Below are 25,403 nucleotides of genomic sequence, written 5' to 3'. Positions count from 1 at the left end.
TGAGATGAGTGTTCGTACATGCATCAGTGTCGACTTAGGCGGCACCAAGCTGCTTGCAGCGGTCATAGACGAGCGCGGCTCGGTGCTGCGCCGTGAGGTGAAGCCGACTCCCGTTGGCGAAGGAGCAGCGGTCGTATTGGAAACAATCGCGGCAAGTGTTCTCAGCTTGACGCGGGAGTCCAAGGAAGGCGAGCTGCCGCCTGAGGGCATCGCCATCGTGGCGGCGGGTACGATCGACATAGCTAGAAGCATCATCCGCTATGCGGCGAACTTGAAGTTCCGCGACGTGGCGATCGGCGATGAATTGAGGCGTCTGACAGGATTGCCCGTGCTGCTTGAGAACGACGCGAACGGCGCAGCATACGGTGAATGGAAGCACGGAGCCGGAGTCGGTTCTGACGACTGTCTATTCATCACCGTATCGACAGGGATCGGCGGCGGCTTCGTCAGCGGGGGGCGACTGGTTCGCGGCGCGACCGGAAGCGCGGGAGAGATCGGCCACATCTCGATTGACCGCAGCGGCCCGCTGTGCCCGTGCGGCAATCGGGGCTGTGTCGAACTGTACGCTTCAGGTACGGCAATTGCCCGTACTGCGGCAAGGGATATGATCTCCGGCGCAAGGCCGGCAGGCCGTGTCGGCGAACTGTCCGGGGGCGAGGCGGCGAATGTGACGAGCAGGCATGTCGCCCAAGCGGCAGCCGAAGGCGACCCGTACGCTTTGGCAGTTGCAGCCGAAGCGGGGAGGGCGCTCGGCTTCGCGTTAATTAGCGGCGTTCATCTGTTGAACCCGCAGGTAGTAGTCATAGGCGGGGGAGCCTCGCATATCGGCGACCCGCTGCTCGGTCCGATGCGAGAGACATTCGTCCGATACGGAATCAGGTCGATGACGGAACCGGTGCGTATCGATCGTGCGAAACTTGGCGGAGATGCAGGCATCATAGGGGCTGCGGCGCTATGGTTCGATTCGGATTCCGCATGCAGATAGGTTAGTGAGAGAGGCCGTTTTTGCAGTTTTTGCAGACGGTCTTTTTTTTATACAAAAATGGTCCGCTCAACAATTACCTTTATTTTCTACATCATTTCTTTGATTTGAACTCTTTTCTATTCAGGTTATCGAGAGTAAGATAAGATAATATCTCGCTATGGAGAAACGTGTGCAGTGGCAAATTTAACTTCAGCTATGATGCCATCCTGTATGATCGACAAAAATGAACGCGCTTCCATTTGAGCTGTGAGGCTCGTCCGTCTGACTGAAACCATACAGAGGGGGATGGCGATGGGGCTCAGAAGAGCGTACCAAAACTATATAAGCAATAACTTTTTCGTCAAATTGATTCTTATCTTCTCCATAATTACAGTACTGACGATTGTGACCCTTTCTTATTTCACCTTCCAAACAATGTCGGAATCAATGATCCAGAATGAGCTGAATAAGCAAAGGGACGCGATGGAAAGTGTCAATCGTTATGTGAACAACAAATATGAATCGGTGCAGCTCATGCTCCAAGATGTATATCGGAACCCCAAACTTTCCGAGAATGTGACCTATCTGTTGAAATATTCCTTTCAGGAGTATGTGATGCATCGATTGGATCAATTCTCAAGCAGCAGCAGTACCCTCACGGGACTGGATTATTTCAAAAATTTGATTGCGGATGATCCGGATATTGCGAACATTATCTTCTACAGCTCGGAGAAGCAGTTTCTGTATGTCAACAGCCAGCAAGGCTTGACGAAGCTGATCTATACGAATGCCTCCCGATCATTCGTCCCGGACGCAATGGCGCTGCAAAACCCGGGAGTGTCGCTTCCGAATTACTGGGTGCGGCAGTCGATAAATCAATGGGAGCCCAAGCTTTATTCCGTTCAGAGCACGATTAACGATATGGGAACCTTGAAGTCTGTCGGGCAGCTGATCGTTTATTTCAACTCCGAAAGGATCAAGAGCGTAATCTCCGGCAATGTTGGCAATTATCACGGCTATATTCTTGTGCTGGCATCGGACGGGAAGGTCGTCTTCGATTCCTCTGATCAATATTATGGCAGTATCTACCCGTATGCCGACAAGCTGAATACGTTAACAGGATCAGGTGTGCTGCAGGAGGATTCTTATATTACGACACTGGCATCCCCTGGCAATTCGGGCTATCTCGTGGTGGGGATTGCACCTAAGTCGGAGGTGGCTAAGACCTACAAAAGCTTGCAAAGGCTGATCATTCTGATCAGCACGGCTTGTATTCTGGTGGCGGTTATTATTCCGTCCTTGTTCGTTATTAATTTCGCCAAGCGCACGAACAAAATCATCCGGTCTATGCGCAAGGTAGAGACGGGCGATATGACGGTACGCATTCAGGACACGAAGGGTGATGAGCTGGGGCAAATCTCTCGGGGCTTTAACGAGATGCTGGGCGAATTAACGCGCTATATTGAACGGGTCTACAAAGCGGAGATCAAGCAGAAGCATACAGAGATGACCGCGATGCAGGCCCGTATCAACCCGCATTTTCTATACAATACGCTGGAGGTTATCCGCATGAGAGCGATCTCGCAGGGGATAACCGACGTGAGTGAAATGATCTACAGTCTGGCCATGCTGTTCAAGAGCTTTGTACAGCAGCAGACCGTTGTCACCCTGCGGGAGGAAATGGAGAATTGCAGCCGCTATCTGGAGCTGTTCCGTATCCGCTACAAGGACAAGTTCAGCTACAGCTTGCACTATGACCGCGAATTGGCCGAACGGAAGATGATCAAAATGTCGCTTCAGCCGCTCGTCGAGAATTATATTGTGCATGGCATGCGGACGGATGGTACGGACAATGAAATTACGGTATGTGCTGTAGGGGAAGCCGATGTCATACGAGTTACGATACAGGACAACGGCATCGGCATTCCTCAGGGGAGGCTGGAGGAGATCAAGCGGTCGCTTGACCTTCCCGAGACCGAGGAAGAAGAGAGCTCGCTTGGGCTGCGCAGTGTGAACGAAAGGTTGAAGCTGATGTACGGCAAAGAATACGGCGTAGAGATCACGAGCCAGCCGGCGATCGGAACGACTGTTACCCTCTGGTTCCCATACTCGGAAGGGAGTGGCGGCGACAATGTATAAAGTATTTCTTGTTGATGATGAACCGTTCATTCTGGAAGGTCTATGTGACGCGGTTGACTGGTCCTCCTACGGACTAGAACTGACCGGACATGCGGGGAACGGAAGGGAGGCGCTGGAGAGACTGAAGGAAGTGCCGGCAGATATTCTGATTACGGATATTACGATGCCTCTTATGAACGGCTTGGAATTGATCCGCAGCGTCCGTGAATTCCGTCCGGACCTCAAGATTATCATTCTGAGCGGCTATAATGAATTCAATTATTTGAAGGAAGGCATGGCGCTGGGCATTGAGAATTATTTGCTCAAGCCTATTAATTTCACAGAGCTGACGGAGACGCTGCAAAATACGGTAGAGCGGCTGAACGCCATTCAGGAGACACGCCGGGGATATACGGAAGATGAGATCAGCATCTTGAAGGATAATATTCTCTATCGCTGGATAACGGGGCGAATCTCTCCAGCGGAACTGGCGGAGAGGATCAGCTTTCTTGATCTGCAGTTGTCGGGAGCCTATATGCTTGCGGTGATTTTGCGGGCGGATGACAACACCGATGAATCTCGGCATAAGGAAATCAAGCGAAGAATAGATGCCATGCCGAACGTTATCAGCTTCACCGATATTGAAGGAGATATCGTTGCTGTAGTTATGGCCGGTAGTCCTTCCCAGTGCAAGGACAGGGCTGCTGAACTGTTGACGCATCTGCGGCAGGAGCTGCCGGAATCCGCCCAGTATCGTATCTCTCTTGGCACAGCCGAGTCAATGGGAGAGGGAGAACGGCTGAGCTATGAGCGGGCGCGGAGAGCACAGGAATATTTTCTGCTGATTGGCCGTTTGGACATTGCTGAATATGAAGCGCTTCTTCCTGAACAGAAGGATGAGCTGCCGCAAATTCAGGTGGACTGGTCCGAATTCGGCAGGCTTATTATTGCGAAGGATACGGAAGGGCTGTTTGCCCGAATTGACCAGGATTTCGATCAGGCGCAGACACAGGAGGGCATTACGCCTGAGCTTCTTCGTGGTCTGGCCATGGAAATGACGATCAGGCTGAAAATGGAGCTTGATGCTATCAAACAACAATCGGAAGCGCCTGCCGAAGGGTTGTTCAAGGCCGTGTTCGGCAAGGTTGCCAACGCCTCTGATCGGGATGCGCTGGTTGCAGCCGTTAAGGAAACTGCCGTCATGATAACCGATTCGCTCATCCGCGATGATAAGAGTCCGGTCATCAAGCAAGTTTTGCACCATATACACGAATGCTACATGGAGGATATGTCGCTGAAATCATTGGGGCTTCAATACAAGATTCATCCAGGCTATCTGGGCAAGCTGTTCCACAAGGAAACGAACGACACCTTCACCGAATATATTAACAAATATCGCATTGAAAAGGCGAAGGCGCTGCTGAAGGATACCGTGCTGAAAATTCACGAAATCGCCAAGCAGGTCGGCTATTGGGAAACAGGCTACTTCCACAAGCAGTTTAAAAAATATATAGGTATATCGCCTACTGATTATAGAGGCTTGCTGTAGATAAATCTGCAGCAAGCTTTTTTGTGGAACCGTTGGGACAGCCGTCGTGATCAAGGTGGAGGGCTGTTTCACAAACAGCCTCACTTTCTTTATTTTGAACAGTATTTCGCTAGTTTGTTCACTACATGAAAGTGTTTTCATAAGTTAAGGTTAATACAAGCCTTTAAGAAATAAAGCGAAGGTTAACAACAACAAACAGGGAGGGTTATGGAATGACACAAACGAAGAAACGCTTCACCCTTGCGCTCACACTGCTCATTGCTTTGACGATGGTGCTTAGCGCTTGCGGCGGCGGAAACAACAACAAGAATAACACTGCTGGCAGCGACAAGACCAATGAGAACAAGGGATCGGACAACAGCGGCAAGACGGAAGAGCCTGTTGAACTGATCTGGTACACAATTGGCACACCGCAAAAAGATGTGGATAAAGTAATGGCTGAAGTAAGCAAATATACGGCCGAGAAAATCGGCGCAACCATTAAGATGACTATGCTTGACTGGGGCGACTACGACCAGAAGATGAAAGTATTGACGGCTTCCGGTACGCCGATGGACATTCTCTTCTCAAGCTCATGGGCACTGGATTATGTGCAAAATGCGAGAAAAGGCGCATTCCTGCCGATCGACGAGCTGCTCACTACTCACGGTCAGGACATTGTAAAAACGCTCGATCCCGCTTTCCTGGAAGGCTCAAAGGTTGACGGACACAACTACGGCATCCCGGCAAACAAAGAGCTTCCTGCACAAGAGGTATGGCGCTTCAATAAAAATCTGCTGGACAAGTACAAGCTGAGCCTTGACGGCGTCACTTCCCTTGAGAGCCTGGAGCCGCTGCTCAAAGCAATCAAGGAAAAAGAAGCAAAAGTAGTTCCGTTCGCAATGAACAAAGACTACCTGCCAGTCGTGCCTTATGACTACATCATTCAAAACCTGCCGATGGCCATCAGCATCGATTCAGGAGACTACAAAGTCATCAACGTGCTTGAAACGCCGGAAATGAAGAAAGCGCTGACAATGATGCACAAGTACTACATGGCTGGCTACATTTCGCCGGAAGCATCCACGACGACGTCACTGGATGACCTGCAAAAATCGGGCAACTGGTTCCTTGACCGCGCAGCGACTCAACCGCTTGCCGACAACCTGTGGTCCATCAACTACGGCTATCCAGTTGTATCTACAGCAGCTAGCGATTCCATCGTTTACAACTGGTCTGTAATGGGCTCCCTGCAAGCGATCTCGGCGAATTCGAAATACCCTGAGAAAGCAATGGAATTCCTGAACCTGTTGAATACCGATCCGGTTCTGCGCAACATGATCGACTCCGGCATCGAAGGCGTGCACTACAAGAAAGTCGGCGAGAACCGCATGGAGAACCTTCCTGAAGCTGACAACTACAACATGCCTACCTTCTCGCTTGGCAACATCATGCTGACTTACCTGAATGAAGGCGACCCGGACGATAAGTGGGAGCAATTCAAAACGTTCAACGCTGCAGGCAAGCCTGCTCCAACGCTCGGCTTCAACTTCGACAGCTCCAAAGTAACGAGCGAGCTTGCTGCTGTACAGAACGTTAAAGGCGAGTTCTGGTCCGCATTGATGACAGGAACGGTTAATCCTGACGAGTACCTGCCGAAAGCGATTGAGAAATTCAATGCTGCCGGTCTGGACAAGCTTATTGCAGAAGCACAGCGTCAAATCGACGAGTGGAGAGCTGCAGCGAAATAAGTCATTGCGATTGGAATGTAGGGCGGATGCGTGCGTCCGTCCTTTTATATACCGCAATTTTGGAGAAGGAGGATGAGATGAACATGCTGGGACGATTTTTCAGAGACATAATCAAAAACAAAGCCATGCTCCTGATGGTGCTTCCCGGAACGATATGGTTTTTCTTCTTCTCATATTTGCCGATGGCGGGTACGATCATCTCTTTCAAAGAGTATCGGTACAGCCGAGATGGATTCTTAGCAAGCATACTGGAAAGCAAATGGGTCGGTTTGGACAACTTCAAGTTTCTGTTCAGCACGAACGATGCTTACATCATTACGCGCAACACCGTTTTATACAACGGCGCTTTTATTATTCTTGGTCTGATTTTTTCCGTAGGGTTGGCTATTATTCTCTCTGAGATTATTAATAAACGGTTGTCAAAAAGCTACCAGACAGCAATCTTCATGCCATATTTCTTATCATGGGTCATTGTAGGCTATTTCGTATTTAGCTTCCTTAGTCTGGACAAGGGGCTGCTGAACCAAATTCTCAGCTATGTCGGTATTGACCCGATCAACTGGTACTCGGAGTCGAAGTACTGGCCTTATATTCTGGTCATGATCAATATGTGGAAGCTGATCGGCTACAACAGCGTTATCTATCTGGCGGCCGTCATCGGCATTGACAAGTCGCTGTACGAGGCTGCGATGATCGACGGTGCGAACAAATGGCGCCAAATCCGCCATATTACCATTCCGATGCTGATCCCGCTGATGACCATTCTGACCCTGCTTGCCGTCGGTCGTATTTTCTATGCGGACTTTGGTCTATTCTATCAGGTGCCGCGCGATTCCGGAATGCTCTACTCCGTCACCAATGTTATCGATACCTATGTATACCGGGGCTTGAAAACAAGCGGAGAGATTGGCATGAGCACCGCAGCCGGATTATACCAATCGGTCGTAGGCTTTACGCTCGTTATCCTCTCCAACTATATCGTCCGCAAATTCAACAAAGACAATGCTTTATTCTAACAGGAAAGGAGCAACCGCCATGTCCAAGAATAAAACAAAAACTCGCGATTTCCAGCGATTATCTCCTGCGTGGAATATTGTCTTCAATATCATTGCAGCAGTTGTCGCTTTCGTGTGCGTGTTCCCTTTTCTATTCGTATTGATCATATCCTTTACGGACGAAAACACGCTGGCCAAGAACGGCTATCAGCTCATTCCCGAGAAGTGGAGCGTTGAAGCCTACAGATATATTATCGAAACGGGAGAATCTCTGATGCGCGCTTACAGCGTGACGATCTTCATCACCGTGGTGGGGACGATTGTCAGTCTGATTTTCATCACGCTGTATGCGTACGCGATATCCCGGAAGAGCTTCAAATACCGTCATTTCTTCAGCTTTGTCGCATTGTTCACGATGCTGTTCAACGGCGGTCTTGTACCGACCTATATTGTCGTTACGCAGGTTCTCCATCTGAAGGACAACATATGGGCGCTCATTCTGCCGATGACGGTCAATGCCTTCTACATCATGATTATGCGGACCTTCTTCAGCACGATGATTCCCGATGCGATTATAGAATCGGGGAGAATCGACGGCGCGAGCGAATTGCAGACCTTCGTTAGGCTTGTCCTGCCGCTCTCGCTGCCCGGTATTGCCACAATAGCGCTGTTCAATACGCTCGGTTACTGGAACGACTGGTTCAATGCGCTGTTGTATATCGACAAGCCGGGTCTGGTGCCGCTGCAGGCGATGCTGATGCGAATTGAGAGCAGCATGCAGTTTATTATGCAGAATTCCACCAACGCTTCACTGAACACCGGCATTCTGCAGACGATGCCGCAGGATACGTCGCGGATGGCGATGGTCGTGCTGGCGACAGGTCCAATCATACTGGCTTATCCGTTCTTCCAGCGCTATTTTGTCCAAGGATTGACCGTTGGCGCAGTGAAGGAATAGATTATGGCGGCAAAAGGAGACGAGTGAGAGATGAGAGAAAACCAGACACTGTTTGCGATTGAGGAGCGGGCAGCTCAATTGCTGGAACAGATGACGATAGAAGAGAAGATCGGGCAGCTCCGGCAGCCCTTCGGCTGGAAAATGTATACGAAGGATAACAGCGGCGGCGTGATCGTAACCGAATCGTTCAAGCAGGAAATGGCAAGCGGCGGAATCGGTTCCCTGTACGGGACGCTCAGAGCGGACCCGTGGACAGAGGTGACGCTGGAAACAGGGCTGTCGCCCAAGGAAGGGGCGATAGCAGTCAATGAGCTTCAGCGCTACGCCATTGAGAATTCGCGGCTTGGTATTCCGATCCTGTTCGGCGAGGAATGCTCGCACGGCCATATGGCCATTGGCGCTACGGTGTTTCCGGTTCCGCTCTCCATTGGGAGCACATGGAATCCGGAGCTGTTCCGGACCATCTGCCAGGCGATTGCCTTGGAGACAAGAGCACAGGGCGGGGCTGCTACCTATTCGCCGGTACTGGACGTAGTCCGCGATCCGCGCTGGGGCCGGACTGAGGAATGCTTCAGCGAGGACCCTTTCTTGATCGGGGAGATGGGGGTTGCCGCTGTCGAAGGATTACAGGGAGAACGGCTGGATGGAGCGGATAGCGTTATTGCGACCTTGAAGCATTTTGCAGGGTACGGCAGCTCCGAGGGTGGACGCAACGCGGGACCTGTGCACATGGGACTGAGAGAGCTGCATGATATCGAACTGTATCCGTTTAAAAAGGCGGTTGACGCAGGAGCCGCTTCCGTTATGACCGCTTATAACGAGATCGACGGCGTTCCCTGCACCTCCAGCGATTATTTGCTGAGGGAGCTGCTGCGTGAGCAATGGGGCTTCGACGGATTCGTTATTACTGATTGCGGAGCCGTGGATATGCTGGCCTCCGGCCACGATGTGGCGGAGGACGGAGAGGAAGCGGTGGCGCTGGCGCTGCATGCGGGTGTAGACATGGAGATGTCGGGCCTCATGTTCGGCAAGCATCTGGCTGCTGCTCTGGAGCGGGGCGATGTCAGCATGGCGGCAATCGATGAGGCTGTGAAGCGGATTCTGCGGGTGAAATTCCAACTGGGCTTGTTTGATAATCCGTATGTTGATCCAGACCGTGCGGAGGCTGTTATCGGCCGTCAGGAGCATATCGAGCTGGCGCGGCAAGCGGCCCGCGAAGGCATTGTTCTCTTGAAGAATGAGGGCGGGGTACTGCCGCTTGGCAAAGGGACGGGCAAGATTGCCGTTATTGGACCCAATGCAGACAACAGCTATAATCAGCTGGGAGATTATACCTCCCCTCAGCCGCGGGGCAATGTTGTTACAGTGCTGGACGGAATCAGAGGTCTGCTCGGCGGTGACGAGAGTCGTATCTTGTATGCGCCGGGCTGCCGTGTGATTGATCCGTCGAGGGAAGGCTTCGAGCAGGCGCTGCTGTGCGCGGCGGAGGCGGATGTCGTCATTATGGCGATGGGCGGCTCCAGCGCCCGCGATTTCGGGGAAGGCACGATTGATTTGCGAACCGGTGCATCTGTTGTAAGCGGGGATGCGCGTAGCGATATGGAATGCGGCGAAGGCATTGACCGTACAGGTCTCGGGCTGGCAGGCGTGCAGTTGGAGCTGATCCAGGAGGTGCACAAGCTGGGCAAGCCGCTCGTGATCGTCTACATTAACGGCCGTCCAATTGCCGAGCCGTGGGTGGACGAACATGCGGACGCCATTCTTGAAGCGTGGTATCCCGGACAAGAGGGCGGCGGCGCCATTGCCGAAATTATATTCGGCGATGTGAATCCTTCCGGCAGGCTGCCGGTATCCGTGCCTAAGCATGTCGGACAGCTGCCGATCTATTACAACGGCAAGCGGACCAGAGGCCGGAGATATCTGGAGATGGATACGAAGCCGCGTTATCCGTTCGGCTTCGGCCTGAGCTACACAGAATTTACTTACTCGGACCTGCGTGTATCGCCAGAGGAAATAACAGCGGATGGGGAAGCTGTCGTTCAAGTGCGTGTAACGAACACAGGAGCAGTCCGGGGCGCAGAGGTGGCGCAGCTGTATGTCACTGACGTTGCATGCTCGGTCGCAAGGCCGGCGAAGGAGCTGAAGGGCTTCCGCAAAGTGAAATTGAATCCGGGTGACTCAACGGTGGTGTCGTTCAAGATAAGCAAGGAACAGCTGATGTTTATGAATCAGAACTATGTGCAGACAGTGGAAGCCGGAGCTTTCATCATAGGAGTCGGCGGCAATTCCGAGGAGCTGCTGAGCGCCAAGCTATATGTAAAGGAGACTGGCCATGGAACGGATTAATCGCTTGATTCGTGAGCTTTCGGGGCGGCAGTGGCTCGACAGCATCGAGCTGAAGGAATGGGATATCCGAATTGCGGAATATGTGAAGCCTGGCGAATATGTCTATAAAGGCGAGCCTGTAAAGGGTGATGTTACCGATTATTTGACCGGAACGGCAGGCACAACCTATTTCCTCCGGCTGACGCTGGACATTCCTGAAGGCTGGAGCGGCGATCCGGTCGGTCTCATTGTGGAAGCAGGCGGTGAAGGGCTGGTACGGCTTAACGGCATTCCCTATCATGGCCTGGATTCCAATCATACGTATGTTCCCCTGTTTATAGATAAAACAGGTGCCAATCCGGTCGTAGAGATCGAAATGTTCGACCCCATCTCCGAGCCGAAGGACCCGCTGAACCGTCAAGCTACGCTGCGCGATCCGATCCGGGCGATCCGCAGCCGCCTTGTACACGGCAGCCGTCCGCTGCAAAGCCTGATCCTTAGTCTGACGGTCGTCAGGGATATGGTGCTGCTGCAGCCAAGCCAGAATTTGACGAGGATCGGCTTGCTTGAAGCGCTGTATGAGGCTATGGATGCGGTCGAACGGAATTTGCATAATGCGAACGCGGGCTTGGAGTGGCCGATCTCTGTTGAGGAGACATTGACAGGCAAGGTTCGGACGCTGTCTCCTGACCGGGATTCCAACGGGACGATGCATATGGTCGGCCAATCGCATATCGACGTAGCCTGGCTGTGGCCCGTGCGGGAGACAGTCCGCAAGAGCAGCCGGACTTTCTCCACTGTATGCACGCTGATGGATGAGTATCCGGAGTTTCGTTATACGCAGAGCCAGCCTTTGCTCTATGCCTTCGTCAAGGAGCATTATCCGGAGCTGTACGAGAGAGTGAAGGCGCGAATCGCCGAAGGACGCTGGGAATTGGTTGGCGGTATGTGGGTAGAGCCGGATTTGAACCTGCCAAGCGGGGAATCGCTAATTCGCCAGCTGCTGCACGGCCAGCGCTTCTACCGCGAAGAATTCGGGCAGACGTCAACGATTGAGTGGCTGCCCGATACGTTCGGCTACTGCGCATCATTGCCGCAAATAATGAAGCACGCGGGCGTGCAATATTTTATGACGACTAAGCTGAATTGGAATGATACGAACGTCTTCCCGCATGATCTGTTCCAATGGACGGGCATCGACGGTACTTCCATGCTTACCTATCTTAACCATGGTGTTAACGAGCATACCCATCCTAAGGATGTTCACGAGCATTGGGAGTCCTTCCGCCAGAAGGACAGGCATGAGGAGCAGATGCTGCTGTATGGTCATGGAGACGGGGGCGGCGGAGTAACCCGGGAAATGGTGGAGTATGTGAACCGCGCGGAGCTGATGCCGGGTCTGCCTGCGGCACGTTTCAGCACGGCGCTCGATTTCTTCGAGGGCGTCGGCGCGGACCGCACCGATCTGCCAATCTGGCGCGGCGACCTGTATCTGGAGCTGCACAGAGGAACATATACAACACATGCCCGCAACAAGCGATGGAACCGGAAGGCTGAGATTATGTACCGCGAGGCAGAGGTGTGGAATAATCTGGCGTTCCCGTTCGGGTCGCCGGAGATGAGGGATTCCTTCAAAACGGCGATGGAGGAAGGCTGGAAATTGATTATGCTGAATCAATTTCACGACATTATCCCCGGCAGCTCGATAACGGAGGTGTACGAAACCTCGGAGAAGGAGTACGAGACGATATTCGCCATCGGTGGAGATAGTCTGGACAAGGGCCTGGAGTCCATCACGCAGGGAATCGCAGCGGCTGGCGAAGGCCGTCCTTACGCTGTCTTCAATAGCCAGGGCTGGGAGCGGGAAGAAATTGTAAGCATTAAGGGAGGAGCGGAATTGTCTGGCATGGCCGCTTATAATGAAGCGGGACAATTGCTGCTGAGCGACTTGTACACGGACTTTGATACGGAAACAGGGGCGGCGTTCCATGAGCTATCCGTCCTTGTGCCGTCGGTGCCGGCCTTTGGATATACGACGATATGGCTGAGAGAAGCAGACGCGGGTGTGGGTGCAGGTGTTAGTGCGGGTATGAGTGCTGCTGCGATTGCAAATGCAAATGCAAATGCAAATGCAAATGCAAATGTTCAGGCTTCGCCTGCACAGCAATTTGCTTTCGACGGAAATTGGGAGACGGGGCAGTATGTGCTGGCATTCAACGAACGGGGCGAAATTGTACGCTGGTATGACAAGGAGGCAGGCAGAGAGCTGCTGAAGCCAGGAGCGAAGGCGAACGAGCTTCAATTTTTCCATGACAAGCCGACACTATGGGATGCCTGGGATATCGACCCGCGTTATGAGGAGCAGCCCGCCGGGGCATCCGAACTGCTGAGCGAGAAGGTTGTTCTTAGAGGCAGGACGAAGGATGTTCTGCGCTTCGAATGGCGTCTGAATCATTCGCTCATTCAGCAGGACCTGATTCTGTATCATCACGACCGTCGCGTTGATTTCCGTACACGGGTGCGTTGGGAGGAGTCCCACAAGCTGCTGAAGGCCGCATTCCCGCTTGATCTGGTGACGGATAAAGCGACCTACGAAATTCCATTCGGGGCGCTGGAGCGCGTAACGCACCGCAATACAAGCTGGGAGCAGGCGCAGTATGAGGTCTGTGGACACCGCTGGGCGGATATGTCGGAGAACGGCTACGGCGTTGCTTTGTTAAACGATTGCAAGTACGGCTATGACGCCAAGGAAGGGCTGCTCCGTCTGTCGCTGCTGCGCGCGCCTAAGTGGCCTGATCGGGGGGCAGACCAAGGTAGTCATGAGTTTACTTATTCGGTCTATCCCCATCAGGAGGATTGGCGGAATGCCCACACCGTTCGCAAGGCGGCTGAGCTGAACGCTCCCCTTCTTGTGAAGTCGATCCACGAAGGGAAGGCGGATGGCACGTTGCCTCTCCGGTATTCTTTTATTGGATTAGATAGCAAGCATGTCATTCTGGATACGGTCAAGCCTTCCGAGGATGGAGCGGACACCATTCTCCGTCTCTATGAATCATCGGGTGGACGGGAACGGGTCTTCATCAGTTGGCCGTCTCCGATCGGCAAAGTGATGCTGGTCAATGCGCTGGAAGATGAGATCGAGGAACTGGCTTTGGAGAATGGCGGACTGTCACTTGAATTCCGTCCATATGAAATTAAATCTATTAAACTCATTGGTTGATTCCAACCATTACTATATCCCCGTGGGGATGCGGGAGGACATACAAAATGAAGCAATTTCGATTACCGGTCATTTCACTGCCGAAGCTTGCGCTGCCGGCCGCTGTCCAAGCAGTGCTGGAGGAGGCGGATGTGAATCTTGCGCACCGCCCCAAGCTGCTCCGTCTGTTCAATAATTGTTTTCCGAATACGCTGCAAACAGCGGTCAAGCTTATGGATGACGGAACGACATTCATCCTTACCGGCGATATTCCGGCTATGTGGCTGCGCGATTCTGTCGAGCAGGTCATTCATTATGTGCCGTTGGCGAAGAATGACCCTGCTCTTCAGCGGATAATCGGCGGGCTGATCAAACGGCATATGGCCTGTATTCGCATAGATCCGTATGCCAATGCTTTCAATGAGTCGGCCAATGACTGGCACTGGAATGCAGAGGATAAGACGGACATGGGACCATGGGTCTGGGAACGCAAATTCGAGCTGGATTCCATCTGCTTTTCGATTCGGCTGGCTTATATGTATTGGAAGGAAACGGGACTTACTGACATATTCGATGCGGGTTTCAAAGAAACGATGCGCATCATTCTGGATCTGTGGAGAACGGAGCAGCGACACCTTGAGCTGTCGCCGTACAGATTCACCAGGGATATCGAGATTCCAACAGAAACGCTCTACAATGACGGACTGGGGATGCCGGTCAACTACACGGGCATGATCTGGTCCGGATTCCGCCCAAGCGATGATGCCTGCGATTTTCACTACAATATTCCGGCTAATATGTTCGCAGCGGCGGTTCTTGGGCAAATGTGCGAAATTGCCGAGTGGGTGTTCCGCGACCTGGCATTCGTTCAGGAGCTGCGCAAGCTTGAAGCGGATGTCCGTCACGGCATAGAGCTGTATGGCATCTACCGCCATCCGGAATTCGGTCCGATATATGCCTATGAGACAGACGGCTTCGGCAACTACTGCTTGATGGACGATGCCGGAACGCCGGGGCTGCTCTCTATTCCTTATCTGGGCTTCACGTCCAAGGATGATCCGATTTATCAGAATACGCGCCGCTTTGCATTAAGCGCCGCCAATCCATACTATTACGAAGGCAAGGTCGCAAGCGGAATCGGCAGTCCTCATACGCCGCCCCAATATATTTGGCATATGGCGTTGTCGATGCAGGGCTTGACCGCCTCCACGGATGAGGAGAAGCTGGCGATGATCGCGGTGCTGGAGTCGACGGATGGAGATACTGGATTTATGCACGAAGGATTCCATGCGGATGATCCTTCCGTGTATACGAGAGACTGGTTCGTATGGTCGAACAGCTTGTTCGCCCAGCTTGTACACGGAGCAATGAAGGATGGGCTGCTATGAGCGGATATATCGTATTCTATGACAGCTCCTTTCCCGTCGCAGGCAACAAGGAAACGATAGATTCGCTCGCGGCGGCGCTGCGGGAGCAGGGCGGCTTGCCCGGCGAGCCGGGTGTGGGGAACAGGCTGATTGCGGCTGATGCCTCACAGCTTGCCGAAGTGCTGGAAACTATCGCAGCGGATTGCCTGATCAATCTTCATGCGCCGTATTTTCCCAAGGCTGCGTGGCCTGCTATTCTCGCTTTTCTTAGAGGCGGAGGCGGCTTGATCAGTCTTGGCGGCGCACCATTCAAACATCCTGTCCGTCATTCGGACGATGGCGCATGGCATATTGAAGCGGAGCAGACGGCTTATCACCAGCAGCTTCATATACACGAGGCGCTGCGGGTAGATTCGGGACCGGTGGCCTCTTTGCTCGCATCGTCCGACATACCGTTGTTTGCGGGAGCGGAAGCTTTGTTCGAGGTGGCAGATACGTGGAATTTGGTGCCTCATGTGACGAAAAGCAGCGATTTGCCCCATCAGATGGGCTCGTCCGGACCTATGGACACCCGGATCTACCCGCTGTTAAAGGGGATCTCCACTGATAGCCGCGAGGTGGCAGCCCCTGCCGTTCTGTGGGAGAACAACGGAGGTCCGTTTGCCGGCAGCCGCTGGTTGTTTATCAACCAGCCATTGACGGCATCGTTCCTTGCCGGAGGCGGTGCCGAGGCGCTTGCTCAATGGGCGGCCTTCTGCGCGAAGGGCATCACCGAATTGTGGCTGAAGACAAGCTATGCTTCCTATCTTCCTGGCGAGAAAGCCATACTAACGCTGCAACTGCAGCGGATCAGCGGCAGGAAGCGGCGCGCTGCGCAAAGCTGGCGGTTCGCGGTATCGTTAGTTAGCGAGAACGGCAATGACAAACGAGCCAGCAACGAGAGCTCCAGTTCCAGCTTCAGCTCCAGAAATAGCACCAAAGGCGGGCAGATTTGGACAACATCATTCGAGGCCGTGGTCGGCGGCGAGCTGCAGGTGGAACGAATGGTTATTCCACTGGAACTTGATAAAGGGCAGTATCGGGTGGAATGCCGGGCTGAAGCCGCCGATGGCGAGGTGCGTCTACTGCATCAAGGCTTCTGGTGCTTTGATGAACGTCTGCTTGCAGAAGGAAGTCCGGTAGCTTGCGGGCGGGATTATTTCGTCAAGGACGGCAGGCCGCTTCCCGTCGTAGGCATGACATATATGACGTCGGATACGTCGCGCAAGTTTCTGTTTCTCCCCAATGTGAGCGTGTGGGACAGAGATATGGCGCAGATGCATAGAAGTGGAATCAACTGGATTCGGACAGGCATATGGACCGCTTACCGCAACATTATGCAGGTGGATGGACACGCATCAGAGGAGGTTCTGCGTTCTATCGACGCTTTCCTGCTGACGGCAAGCAAATATGGCTTTCAGGTCACCTTTACGTTCTTTTCCTTCACGCCGGAGACGTGGGAAGGGGTCAATCCGTATCTCGACCCGCGCAGCGTCGAAGCCCAGAAACGGTTCATCCGGCTGATCGTCTCGCGCTACCGCAATGCAGCCAACATAGATTGGGACTTGATCAATGAGCCGTCCATGTTCGATCCTAAACGTATTTTCTCCGATGGTCCTCGCAGCTGCGGTGATCCGTTCGAGCGTGCCGCTTATGTGAAATGGCTGAGGAAGAGGCATGGATCTATCGACGTGCTGCAGGAGCGCTGGAATATGTCGCCTGAGCAGTTGAAGGATTTTGAAACGGCAGCGCTGCCAGAGCCTGAAGAGATCAACTTCGATGTGCAGGATATGCATCAGGCCAAAAGAGGGACCCGCTGGCTTGATTATGTGCTGTTCTCTATGGACATGCATAACCGTTGGGCGGCAGAGTTATACGGCACGATTAAGCAATTATGTCCGGATCATCTTGTAACCGTAGGACAGGATGAAGCGCTGGGAGCGCAGCGGCCTTCGCCGTTCTTTTATGCGGAAGCGGTGGACTATACGACTGTCCATTCATGGTGGCTTAACGACCAGCTCGTATGGGATGGAGTATTCGCCAAGACGCCGGATAAGCCCAATCTTGTTCAGGAAACCGGGATTATGTACGTGGAAACGCCAGATGGCCGCGCTAAAAGGTCGGAAGCAGAGCTGCGCAATATACTGGAGAGAAAATATGCCTATGCCTTTGCCACAGGCGGAGCTGGCGCGGTGCAATGGATATGGAATACCAACTTCTATATGGACAATGCCAACGAGTCGCATATCGGAGCGCTGCGTGCGGATGGAACGGAGAAACCGGAGGCAGAAGTATCCCGGGATTTTGGACGGTTTATGGATGAGATTCGGGACCTGTTCCATGATCGTGTGCTGGAGGAGACCGCTGTTATATTCCCGTACTCCAATGATTTCTCCAACCGAAAGCTGGCCTTCGATGCTACAACGAAGGCGGTGCGTGTGCTCGCTTATGAACTGAATCAGCCGTTCCGGGCTGTCGGGGAATATCATCTGGATGCTCTGGAGTCCTCTCCAGCCAAGCTGATTATATTGCCGAGCGCACATAATATCGATGATGCCGCTTTTGAGCGGCTGCTCGATATCGTACGGAAGACGGGAGCGGTTCTGCTCGTCACCGGACCTGCCAGCCTTGATGCCTATTGGCGTCCGAATGGTCGGCTAGCTGAGCTGCTTGGACCAAGAGAGCTTGCCAATGTGCTGCGCGAGGAACAACTCATTGTAGACGGTCGAACACTGCCTGTCTCATTCGGCGCTCGCCGGATTGCGGAGGTGTTCAAGGAAGTAGGCTCAAACGGGAGCCATTCTATCGTTGACGTACCGCTAGGTGCAGGACTGTTGTTATGGTGCCCGCTGCCTGTCGAGCTGAATGAGCGGTCCGAGACGATTGCGGCCTTATACCGATATGCTGCATCAGCGGCAAAATGCTCCTCAGAGATGGAATGGATTAGCGGCGGCGAGCTGCTCGGTATCTATGGCAATAAGCTGACATTCGCTGGCGGCTCGCTTTATGTGTTCGTCTCCGAGTTTGCCAGGGATGCCGAGATTGCCATCAAGGATTCGCGAACAAATAAGATGTATTCCTTCAAGCTGGCGAGTGAACGATCCGTTCTGTTTGCGACCGATGCGGAAGGCTGTATAGCGTCCGTGTACCGCCCGGATGAAGTACGCGTCGTGTGCGTGTAAGTGACATTGACGAACGCTCGTTAACGATTCCAACAACTCCCTTGTCCGCTTACCGCTAAACTGGCCGATTTGGGGAGTTCGATTTGGTGGCAGTAGGTCGCGCCTTGCTCACTTATCCTGAATGGGCAGCCAAGCGAGCCGGGCTTGTCAGCAAACATAATATTAGCCAACTACAAAGAAGAGGAGCCAGTAATAATCAGGCTCCTCTTCTTTGTAGTTGAATGTTGAATCATCTGCAGCAAGCAAGTACCAACTCGCGGCAGACCTTGTCGTACCCGCGTCCTAGTATGGGTTTGAGGTTCCCTTCGGCTGCTAATGATGATTCCAAGCAGCAGTTCTTCCTCAGATGCCCTGCTGTTGCCTTATGTATTCCTTTGCTTTCTTAATACAGGCGGCTCGCTGCTGCTCGGCGTAAAGCTGTGTATTAATCGCCTGTTCATATACATCTGATGGGAATTTCTCTTTGATTGACGACGTGTAGTAGGAGCCATCCGACGCTTCCCAATACTCTGTAAGTGCATAAACTCCGCTATCATCCTTGGAAAAGGTCAGAGAAACGGGGATATGGCTGCCGCTGACCAGCTCAGGTTTTCCCTCTGGAAAATCGTACACGGCATAGTAGGCCATCAAATAGACCATTGTCGTGTTTTCATTCTCAATGGTTTTGAGTGTGACGTGAGATTCAGTTTGGAACGCTCCCTCCTGATAGTAGTCTGCGTTGTGGGCAAGAATTGCTTCCGACACATAGGAATCAAGTGTTGGCGGCAATGCTATGTCATCCTTGATCAGCGATGATTCCGTGGTCAATACCCTATCAAGCTTTCCTTCGGTTCGCAATTGTTGAGGTGCAAGAAGTTTATAGCTTAAAAAGCTGATGACGAATATGAGGAAAAGAAGCCCGATATAATTAATTGGTTTTTTCATTACTGTTCCGCGCCTCCTATTAGTGGGCCTATCTAGCCTAAACACCAAACTGAAAAATATTTTTCATGATGCCAATCCCCCAATTAGATTCGTTTATTCCTTATTTGTAATCGCGATCCACTATTCCATTATAGCACATACTTTGTCATTGATTCCTTCTCGATTGCTTTCCTCCTTCGCATTGTGAATGAAGATGTTGGGTAGAATAACGGATAAATCTATTTTATCCTGACTGACATGAGGTGCTGGATTGATACAGTTTATAAATGTGACGAAACGCTACAATGACGGCATGACTGCGCTGAAAGGCATCGATCTGGAGATCAAGGCGGGAGAGCTGATAACGTTGATTGGACCGAGCGGCTGTGGAAAGACGACGACGATGAAAATGATCAATCGTCTTGTCGAACCAAGCTCTGGTCAAATTCTAATTGACGGCAAGGATATTTCGGGCATTAATCCGGTTGAGCTGCGCAGAAATATCGGCTATGTCATTCAGCATATTGGGCTGTTCCCGCATATGACCATCAAGGATAATGTAGCCGTTGTCCCTAAGCTGAAGGGGATGAATAAGAGCTCCTATGAGCAGAAGATTGATGAGCTGATGGAAATGGTGGGGCTGAATCCCGATGAATACCGGGATCGTTACCCTTCAGAGCTGAGCGGCGGCCAGCAGCAGCGAATCGGAGTTATTCGCGCGCTCGCTGCTGAGCCATCGATTATTCTGATGGATGAGCCCTTCAGCGCACTTGATCCGATCAGTCGGGAGCAGCTGCAGGATGAATTGATCCGGCTGCAGGAGGAAGTGAAGAAGACAATCGTCTTCGTCTCTCACGATATGGATGAGGCGCTGAAGATCGCCGACCGCATCGTTTTGATGCAGGGCGGGGAAATTGTACAGGCGGATACCCCGGATCGTATCCTTCGCCGTCCCAAAAATGATTTTGTGCGAACCTTTATCGGAGGCGGCCGCTTGTACGATTCAGAGCAGCTGACGGTGGATGATGTCATGGTGGCGAATCCTGTGACGGCCTCGATGACGCGAGGGCTGGCTCACGGGGCGAAGCTCATGAAGGTGTATCGTGTAACCAGCCTGCTCGTTATCGACAAGAATCGTATTCTGAAAGGCATTGTGACGAAAGAGATGCTCGAAGAGAAGTTTCGGTATGAGGATTTGACGCTGCAGGATATTATGAACGCCGAAATTACAATTGTTCAAACTGGAACAGGTGTAGCGGAGGCGGTAGAGATAATGAGAGAAAATGGCTTGTACAGCCTGCCTGTCGTTCATCCGAATGGCTTACTGGCCGGATTAGTGACCAATTCCAGTCTAATTGACGCTCTGCTTAAGCAGATTTAACAGGAGGGAGGCAACCGTGAATCTCTGGGATGTAATGATAAGCCGGCAAGAGGACATTTATCGCGCGACAATGGAACATATCGAGCTGTCGTTTATCTCTCTGCTCATTGCGATCGTCATATCGATTCCGACAGGACTGCTGCTGACCCGATTCCCAAGGTTTGCTTCGCCGGTAATTGGCGTGGCATCCTTGTTCCAGACGATTCCGAGCCTGGCTTTGCTGGGGTTCATGATTCCGATACTCGGCATTGGGATGGTCCCGGCTATTGTCGCCCTGACCGTCTATGCTCTGCTGCCGATTCTAAGAAATACATATACAGGCATCATGAACGTGGAGAAGCCGATTAAAGAAGCCGGCATCGGCATGGGCATGACGAGTCTGCAGGTGATGCTGAAGGTGGAGCTGCCGCTTGCTCTTAGTGTCATAATGGCCGGCATTCGGACGGCGACCGTCATGCTGATCGGTGTCGCTACGCTCGCATCGCTTGTCGGAGCGGGCGGGCTGGGCGATCTGATTTTCCGGGGCATCTCGACGGTTAATACAGAATTGATATTGGCAGGTACGATACCGTCGGCGTTATTGGCGGTGATCTTCGACTACTTATTGGGACGTATGGAGAGAGCGGTCACCCCTAAGGGTATGAGGAAAGGCCGCAATGGTCGCAGCTCCAAGCTGCTCCGAGGCTTGCAGATCGGATTGGGCGTCGTTCTCGTTATCGCAATACTTGCGGGCATTGTGGCTCAAGGCAATCCTTTTGGCGGCTCTGATTCTATAGTGGTCGGAGGGAAAAATTTTACCGAGCAGGATATTTTGGCGCATATGATGGCCTCTTTAATAGAGGCGAAGACGGATCTGAAGGTCATCCGCAAGCCTTTTCTCGGTGGATCGCAGGTCACGCACAGTGCGCTTCTGAGCGGTGACATTGATATTTACCCCGAGTATACGGGTACGGGCTGGACCTCTGTCCTGAAGGAGCAGCCGGTCGGAGGCGGACCGGAGGAAACATACAAGCGGGTGAAAGCAGCCTATGAGCAGAAATTCAATGTCGCCTGGCTGCAGCCGATTGGCTTCAACAACACCTACACGCTTGCTATGAGAAGAGATCGAGCCGAGCAGGAGGGAATCGAAACCTTTACTGATTTGGCGCGCAAATCTCCTGAATTGCTGCTTGGTGCGACTCATGAGTTTCTGGAGCGGCCTGACGGTTATATGGGCTTAAAGCAGACATACGGTATGAAATTCAAGGAAGTGAAGGGTTTGGACCCCGGGCTGACCTACAGCGCTGTCAAGGAAGGGACTGCGGATGTGAATGACGCCTTTTCCACGGACGGGCGCATTGAAGCATTCGATCTTAAAGTAATTAAGGACGATAAGCAGTATTTTCCACCCTATTACGCGGTTCCCATCATTCGTATGGAAACCTTGAAGGAGCATCCCGAGCTGGAAGAAGTGCTCAATCTGCTGGCTGGCAAAATCGATGATCGAATGATGTCGGCGCTGAACGGCAAGGTGGATCTGGAAGGCATGCAAGCGCGCGAGGTTGCAGAGCGGTGGTTGAAGGAGGAGGGGCTGATGGGTCCCTAATCGTAAACGGTTGGTGAGAGTACCGCTGAATTAGCCATGCTTGCGGCTGCGCTGCTGCAAAAATGCAGGTAACATCGCGGGAAAGGATCATTTCAACCCCCTCACCTGCAAAAGTACAGAAAAAAATCATAAAAATGCCGAATTCGCCGGGTTCTGACGTCTTTAGATGTATTATCGCAGTTGATCCGGCTGAGAACTGCTATAATGAATGGAGGAGATGTACTTTTGCAGGTATGTGCGGATTGGATGCAGGTCTAGTACACGATGACGGCCATATAAGGGGGATGCAGATTGACCTATGAAGTAACTGTCGTGAATTATAATCCACAGTGGTTCGAGCAATTTGAACAAGAAAAGGAACGAATCCAATTAGCTTTGGGTGACTACGACATTACTGTTGAGCATATCGGCAGCACCTCCATAGTAGAGCTGCCAGCTAAGCCTATTATTGATATCGCTGTTGGGGTTAATGAGCTTTGTCAGGCGGATGTGTTCATTGAACCGTTATCCATAATTGGCTATGAATATGTTCCGAAGGAAGAGTTTCCAGCTCGTCGATTTTTCAGAAAAGGTGAATGGAGAAAGGGTACTCATCATTTGCATGTGTATGAATTAGGCAGTGATGAATGGATGAATAACCTGCTGTTTCGCGATTATTTGACAGAGCATCCAGAGACACGCCGCCAATACGCACAATTAAAGGAACAGCTGGCGAAACGGTATCCTGACGATAGAATCACATACACTAGCTTAAAAGGCCCCTTTATTCAAGCGGTTATTGAAAAGGCGAGAACGCATATTGAAATGAGTATTGAAATGAGTATTGAAATGAGTATTGAAAAAGGCTGCCAAGGAGGATTTCCTTGACAGCCGCTAGATTAGTGAGACTGATTTAATTTCTTTAATTCCTCCATTGGAAGTCCAGTGAACTCCGCAACGGAACCCATGTCCATTCCTTTAGCCAGCATCTTGGCGGCTACTTCAAGCTTGCCTTTTAACTCGCCTTCTTCTCTTGCGCCTTCTCTTAACGAAGCCTCATCATGCAATGCCTTTTGTCTCATTTCATAAAGTCGTCGAGCTTCCGCATTCTGACTTAGGAATTCCAAGGCTGTCATAGCTTTGCCGAGTCCAGGTTCCTGCATTTTAAGCACCTCCCAATTCTCTATATTGTCACTTTTAAGGAAAAGGAGCCAGTTCAATAACCCGCCTGAGTGGCTAGTCTTGTGATCATTCAGTTTGGAGAGCTCAAGAAAGTGAATTTCCAGGTCATCCGTCAATGGGATGCCGCTGTCCTTCTCCCGCAAATGAAACACATTGTGATAGCGTGCATTAGGCAAAATAGTGAAATTAACAATATTGATGGTGACACATTTCTTTAGTTTCTTATAGGACTGTCCTTCTTCAAGCTGGCTGGCATACTGCTTACTCCAATAATACAGCGTGCGCTTCTCGTTATCATAGCGGTTAAATAGCTGCATCTCGATGTTTATAAGCTTGCCTTCTGTTGTCTTAGCTTGAATATCAAAGATTGATTGCTTATCTTGAGGTGAATCTTTATCCGTGTAAGGGTTCATGAGTAAGATCTCAGTAAGCGGCGGTTCTCCGGCTTCATGAAAAGTACAGTTTAGGAAAGCCAACAGCACATCCTTGTTCTCTTCACTACCAAATATGCGTTTAAAGACAAAATCGTTTTTAGGGTCAAGCAGGTCTCTCATGAGAATCAACTCCAATCCTTCTTTTATTATATCATGAACCTTCCTAAGGCTGCATGATATGTCAGCTTTAACAGCTATCAAGCGCCAGGTGTTGATTGGTTACTAAGCATTTTGTTTAATCATTCATAAATGGCGCCGCTTTAGTCGACGAGAATGGCGTGTTCGGGGAGCTTGTCTATTAACAATGGTCAGGATACAAGTAGCGAAGGCTGCCGAGCATCCGATTAATCAATTAACCGATTAACCAATAAGGAGATGTTGCCAATGGAAAAGAAAGTTGTATTGGAAGCAGCGGCTTTGCAGTTCGCAGAGGATACTGCCAATCCCCCTTATCTGTTCCATCATGGCCCGGAAAAGGGACGTGAAGTCGTTGATTCCGTACAGGCAGGCGACGTTCATAAGAAGCCCGTACATATTCAAGAATTGAATATAGTAGGCGGTCCGACAGGACAGGTATCGATCAGACTGCTTCGACCGGAGGACGAAAAAGACACATTGCCAGTCGTTCTCTATATTCACGGTGCGGGTTGGGTATTTGGCAATGCACATACGCATGATCGTCTTGTTCGCGAGCTTGCTGTCGGAGCGCGGGCCTGTGTTGTTTTTCCGAATTATAGTCTGTCTCCTGAAGCCAAGTATCCGATCGCTATTGAAGAAATCTACACGGTGCTGGAATGGCTTGCAGATAACGGTCATGAGCATGGCTTGGATACAGGGCGTCTCTATATAGCGGGGGATAGTGTAGGCGGCAATATGGCTGCTGCTGTCACACTTCTGTCTAAGGAGCGGCAAGGGCCGAGGATACACAAGCAGTTGTTATTTTATCCAGTAATGGATGCGTCATTTGATACGGAATCCTATCGTATGTTTGAAACAGGGTATTTTTTGCGCCGAGATGCCATGAAATGGTTCTGGGATCAATATACGACGGACCCAAGCGAAAGAGCGCAGATTACGGCCTCACCGCTCCGCGCAACCAAAGAGCAGCTCGCGGGCTTGCCGCCTGCTCTGGTGATTACTGCGGAAGCGGATGTGCTGCGGGATGAAGGCGAGGCCTACGCCAATAAGCTCCGAGACGCCGGCGTTGAGGTTACAGCAGCACGTTTTCAAGGCATAATCCATGACTTCGTCATGCTCAATGCTTTGGCAGATACAGCTGCCGCTAGAGGAGCCCTATCATTAGCCAATGCATGGTTGAAGAAGTAAGCCATAGCAAACTAAAGCACGTTCTCCATTTGAGAACGTGCTTTAGTTTGCAGCCATCAGCGGTGTCCATATTGGACCCGGCGCCACGGCATTCACCCGAATTCCGCAGTCTGCTAATTGAAGCGGCAGGGAGACTGGGGCGGAAAAGCGAGCGGTACCTGCTTGCACTTCGTTTCCTGACCATAGT

Annotated in this window: 16 protein-coding genes; 14 read left to right on the top strand and 2 right to left on the bottom strand. The window is 51.7% G+C overall.

Features of this window, described 5'->3' with window-relative positions:
- The first annotated feature begins 4 nt into the window (after window positions 1-4).
- The 10 genes from L6H65_RS07135 (at window position 5) to L6H65_RS07090 (ending at window position 18,426) form a co-directional block, all read left to right on the top strand.
- Window positions 5-985: an ROK family protein gene (locus L6H65_RS07135; protein ID WP_236339805.1), complete on the top strand. Its 981-nt coding sequence runs from the start codon at window positions 5-7 to the stop codon at window positions 983-985.
- Window positions 986-1,276: 291 nt separating this feature from the next.
- Window positions 1,277-3,103, top strand: a complete 1,827-nt coding sequence (locus L6H65_RS07130) for a sensor histidine kinase (RefSeq protein ID WP_236339804.1) — start codon at window positions 1,277-1,279, stop codon at window positions 3,101-3,103.
- On the top strand, window positions 3,096-4,631 hold the full coding sequence (locus L6H65_RS07125; protein WP_236339803.1) for a response regulator transcription factor: 1,536 nt from the start codon (window positions 3,096-3,098) through the stop codon (window positions 4,629-4,631). The genes L6H65_RS07130 and L6H65_RS07125 overlap by 8 nt, the downstream gene beginning before the upstream one ends.
- A gap of 212 nt (window positions 4,632-4,843) precedes the next feature.
- Entirely contained in the window at window positions 4,844-6,361 is a 1,518-nt protein-coding gene (locus L6H65_RS07120; RefSeq protein ID WP_236339802.1) for an ABC transporter substrate-binding protein, read from the top strand.
- A 77-nt stretch (window positions 6,362-6,438) separates the two neighbouring features.
- Window positions 6,439-7,377, top strand: coding sequence for an ABC transporter permease (locus L6H65_RS07115; RefSeq protein WP_236339801.1), 939 nt, complete (start codon window positions 6,439-6,441; stop codon window positions 7,375-7,377).
- Window positions 7,378-7,396: 19 nt separating this feature from the next.
- On the top strand, window positions 7,397-8,314 hold the full coding sequence (locus L6H65_RS07110; RefSeq protein WP_236339800.1) for a carbohydrate ABC transporter permease: 918 nt from the start codon (window positions 7,397-7,399) through the stop codon (window positions 8,312-8,314).
- Between the two features lie 30 nt (window positions 8,315-8,344).
- The gene (locus L6H65_RS07105; protein ID WP_236339799.1) at window positions 8,345-10,660 is read left to right on the top strand and encodes a glycoside hydrolase family 3 N-terminal domain-containing protein; all 2,316 of its coding nucleotides are present in this window, start codon (window positions 8,345-8,347) and stop codon (window positions 10,658-10,660) included.
- Window positions 10,647-13,859, top strand: a complete 3,213-nt coding sequence (locus L6H65_RS07100; RefSeq protein ID WP_236339798.1) for an alpha-mannosidase — start codon at window positions 10,647-10,649, stop codon at window positions 13,857-13,859. The genes L6H65_RS07105 and L6H65_RS07100 overlap by 14 nt, the downstream gene beginning before the upstream one ends.
- Window positions 13,860-13,906: 47 nt before the next feature.
- Window positions 13,907-15,226, top strand: a complete 1,320-nt coding sequence (locus L6H65_RS07095) for a glycoside hydrolase family 125 protein (RefSeq protein WP_236339797.1) — start codon at window positions 13,907-13,909, stop codon at window positions 15,224-15,226.
- A complete protein-coding gene (locus L6H65_RS07090) occupies window positions 15,223-18,426 on the top strand; it encodes an alpha-amylase family protein (RefSeq protein ID WP_236339796.1) in 3,204 nt (1,067 codons plus the stop codon). Before L6H65_RS07095 ends, L6H65_RS07090 begins: the two co-directional genes overlap by 4 nt.
- Window positions 18,427-18,768: 342 nt before the next feature.
- On the opposite strand, the gene L6H65_RS07085 is transcribed toward L6H65_RS07090, so the two are convergent.
- Window positions 18,769-19,350, bottom strand: coding sequence for a hypothetical protein (locus L6H65_RS07085; protein ID WP_236339795.1), 582 nt, complete (start codon window positions 19,348-19,350; stop codon window positions 18,769-18,771).
- A 250-nt stretch (window positions 19,351-19,600) separates the two neighbouring features.
- Here L6H65_RS07085 and L6H65_RS07080 point away from each other — a divergent pair, with 250 nt between their 5' ends.
- The 3 genes from L6H65_RS07080 to L6H65_RS07065 all read left to right on the top strand — a co-directional run bounded on the left by L6H65_RS07080 (window position 19,601) and on the right by L6H65_RS07065 (window position 23,162).
- Window positions 19,601-20,710 (top strand): ABC transporter ATP-binding protein, encoded by a 1,110-nt coding sequence (locus L6H65_RS07080; RefSeq protein ID WP_236339794.1) that lies wholly within the window; start codon window positions 19,601-19,603, stop codon window positions 20,708-20,710.
- A 16-nt stretch (window positions 20,711-20,726) separates the two neighbouring features.
- Entirely contained in the window at window positions 20,727-22,295 is a 1,569-nt protein-coding gene (locus L6H65_RS26550; RefSeq protein ID WP_290370325.1) for a glycine betaine ABC transporter substrate-binding protein, read from the top strand.
- 291 nt (window positions 22,296-22,586) lie between these two features.
- Complete coding sequence (locus L6H65_RS07065; RefSeq protein ID WP_236339793.1) at window positions 22,587-23,162, top strand: GrpB family protein; 576 nt, start codon at window positions 22,587-22,589, stop codon at window positions 23,160-23,162.
- A gap of 11 nt (window positions 23,163-23,173) precedes the next feature.
- Here the strand turns inward: L6H65_RS07065 and L6H65_RS07060 are convergent, their stop codons facing one another.
- Window positions 23,174-24,010: an Rpn family recombination-promoting nuclease/putative transposase gene (locus L6H65_RS07060; RefSeq protein WP_236339792.1), complete on the bottom strand. Its 837-nt coding sequence runs from the start codon at window positions 24,008-24,010 to the stop codon at window positions 23,174-23,176.
- 264 nt (window positions 24,011-24,274) lie between these two features.
- Between L6H65_RS07060 and L6H65_RS07055 the strand changes: the two genes are divergently transcribed.
- Window positions 24,275-25,216, top strand: a complete 942-nt coding sequence (locus L6H65_RS07055) for an alpha/beta hydrolase (RefSeq protein WP_236339791.1) — start codon at window positions 24,275-24,277, stop codon at window positions 25,214-25,216.
- Window positions 25,217-25,403 lie beyond the last annotated feature (187 nt).

This window comes from Paenibacillus plantiphilus, from assembly GCF_927798095.1.
In the GTDB taxonomy this organism is placed as follows: domain Bacteria; phylum Bacillota; class Bacilli; order Paenibacillales; family Paenibacillaceae; genus Paenibacillus_Z; species Paenibacillus_Z plantiphilus.
This window is presented reverse-complemented; position numbering and strand designations above follow the sequence as displayed.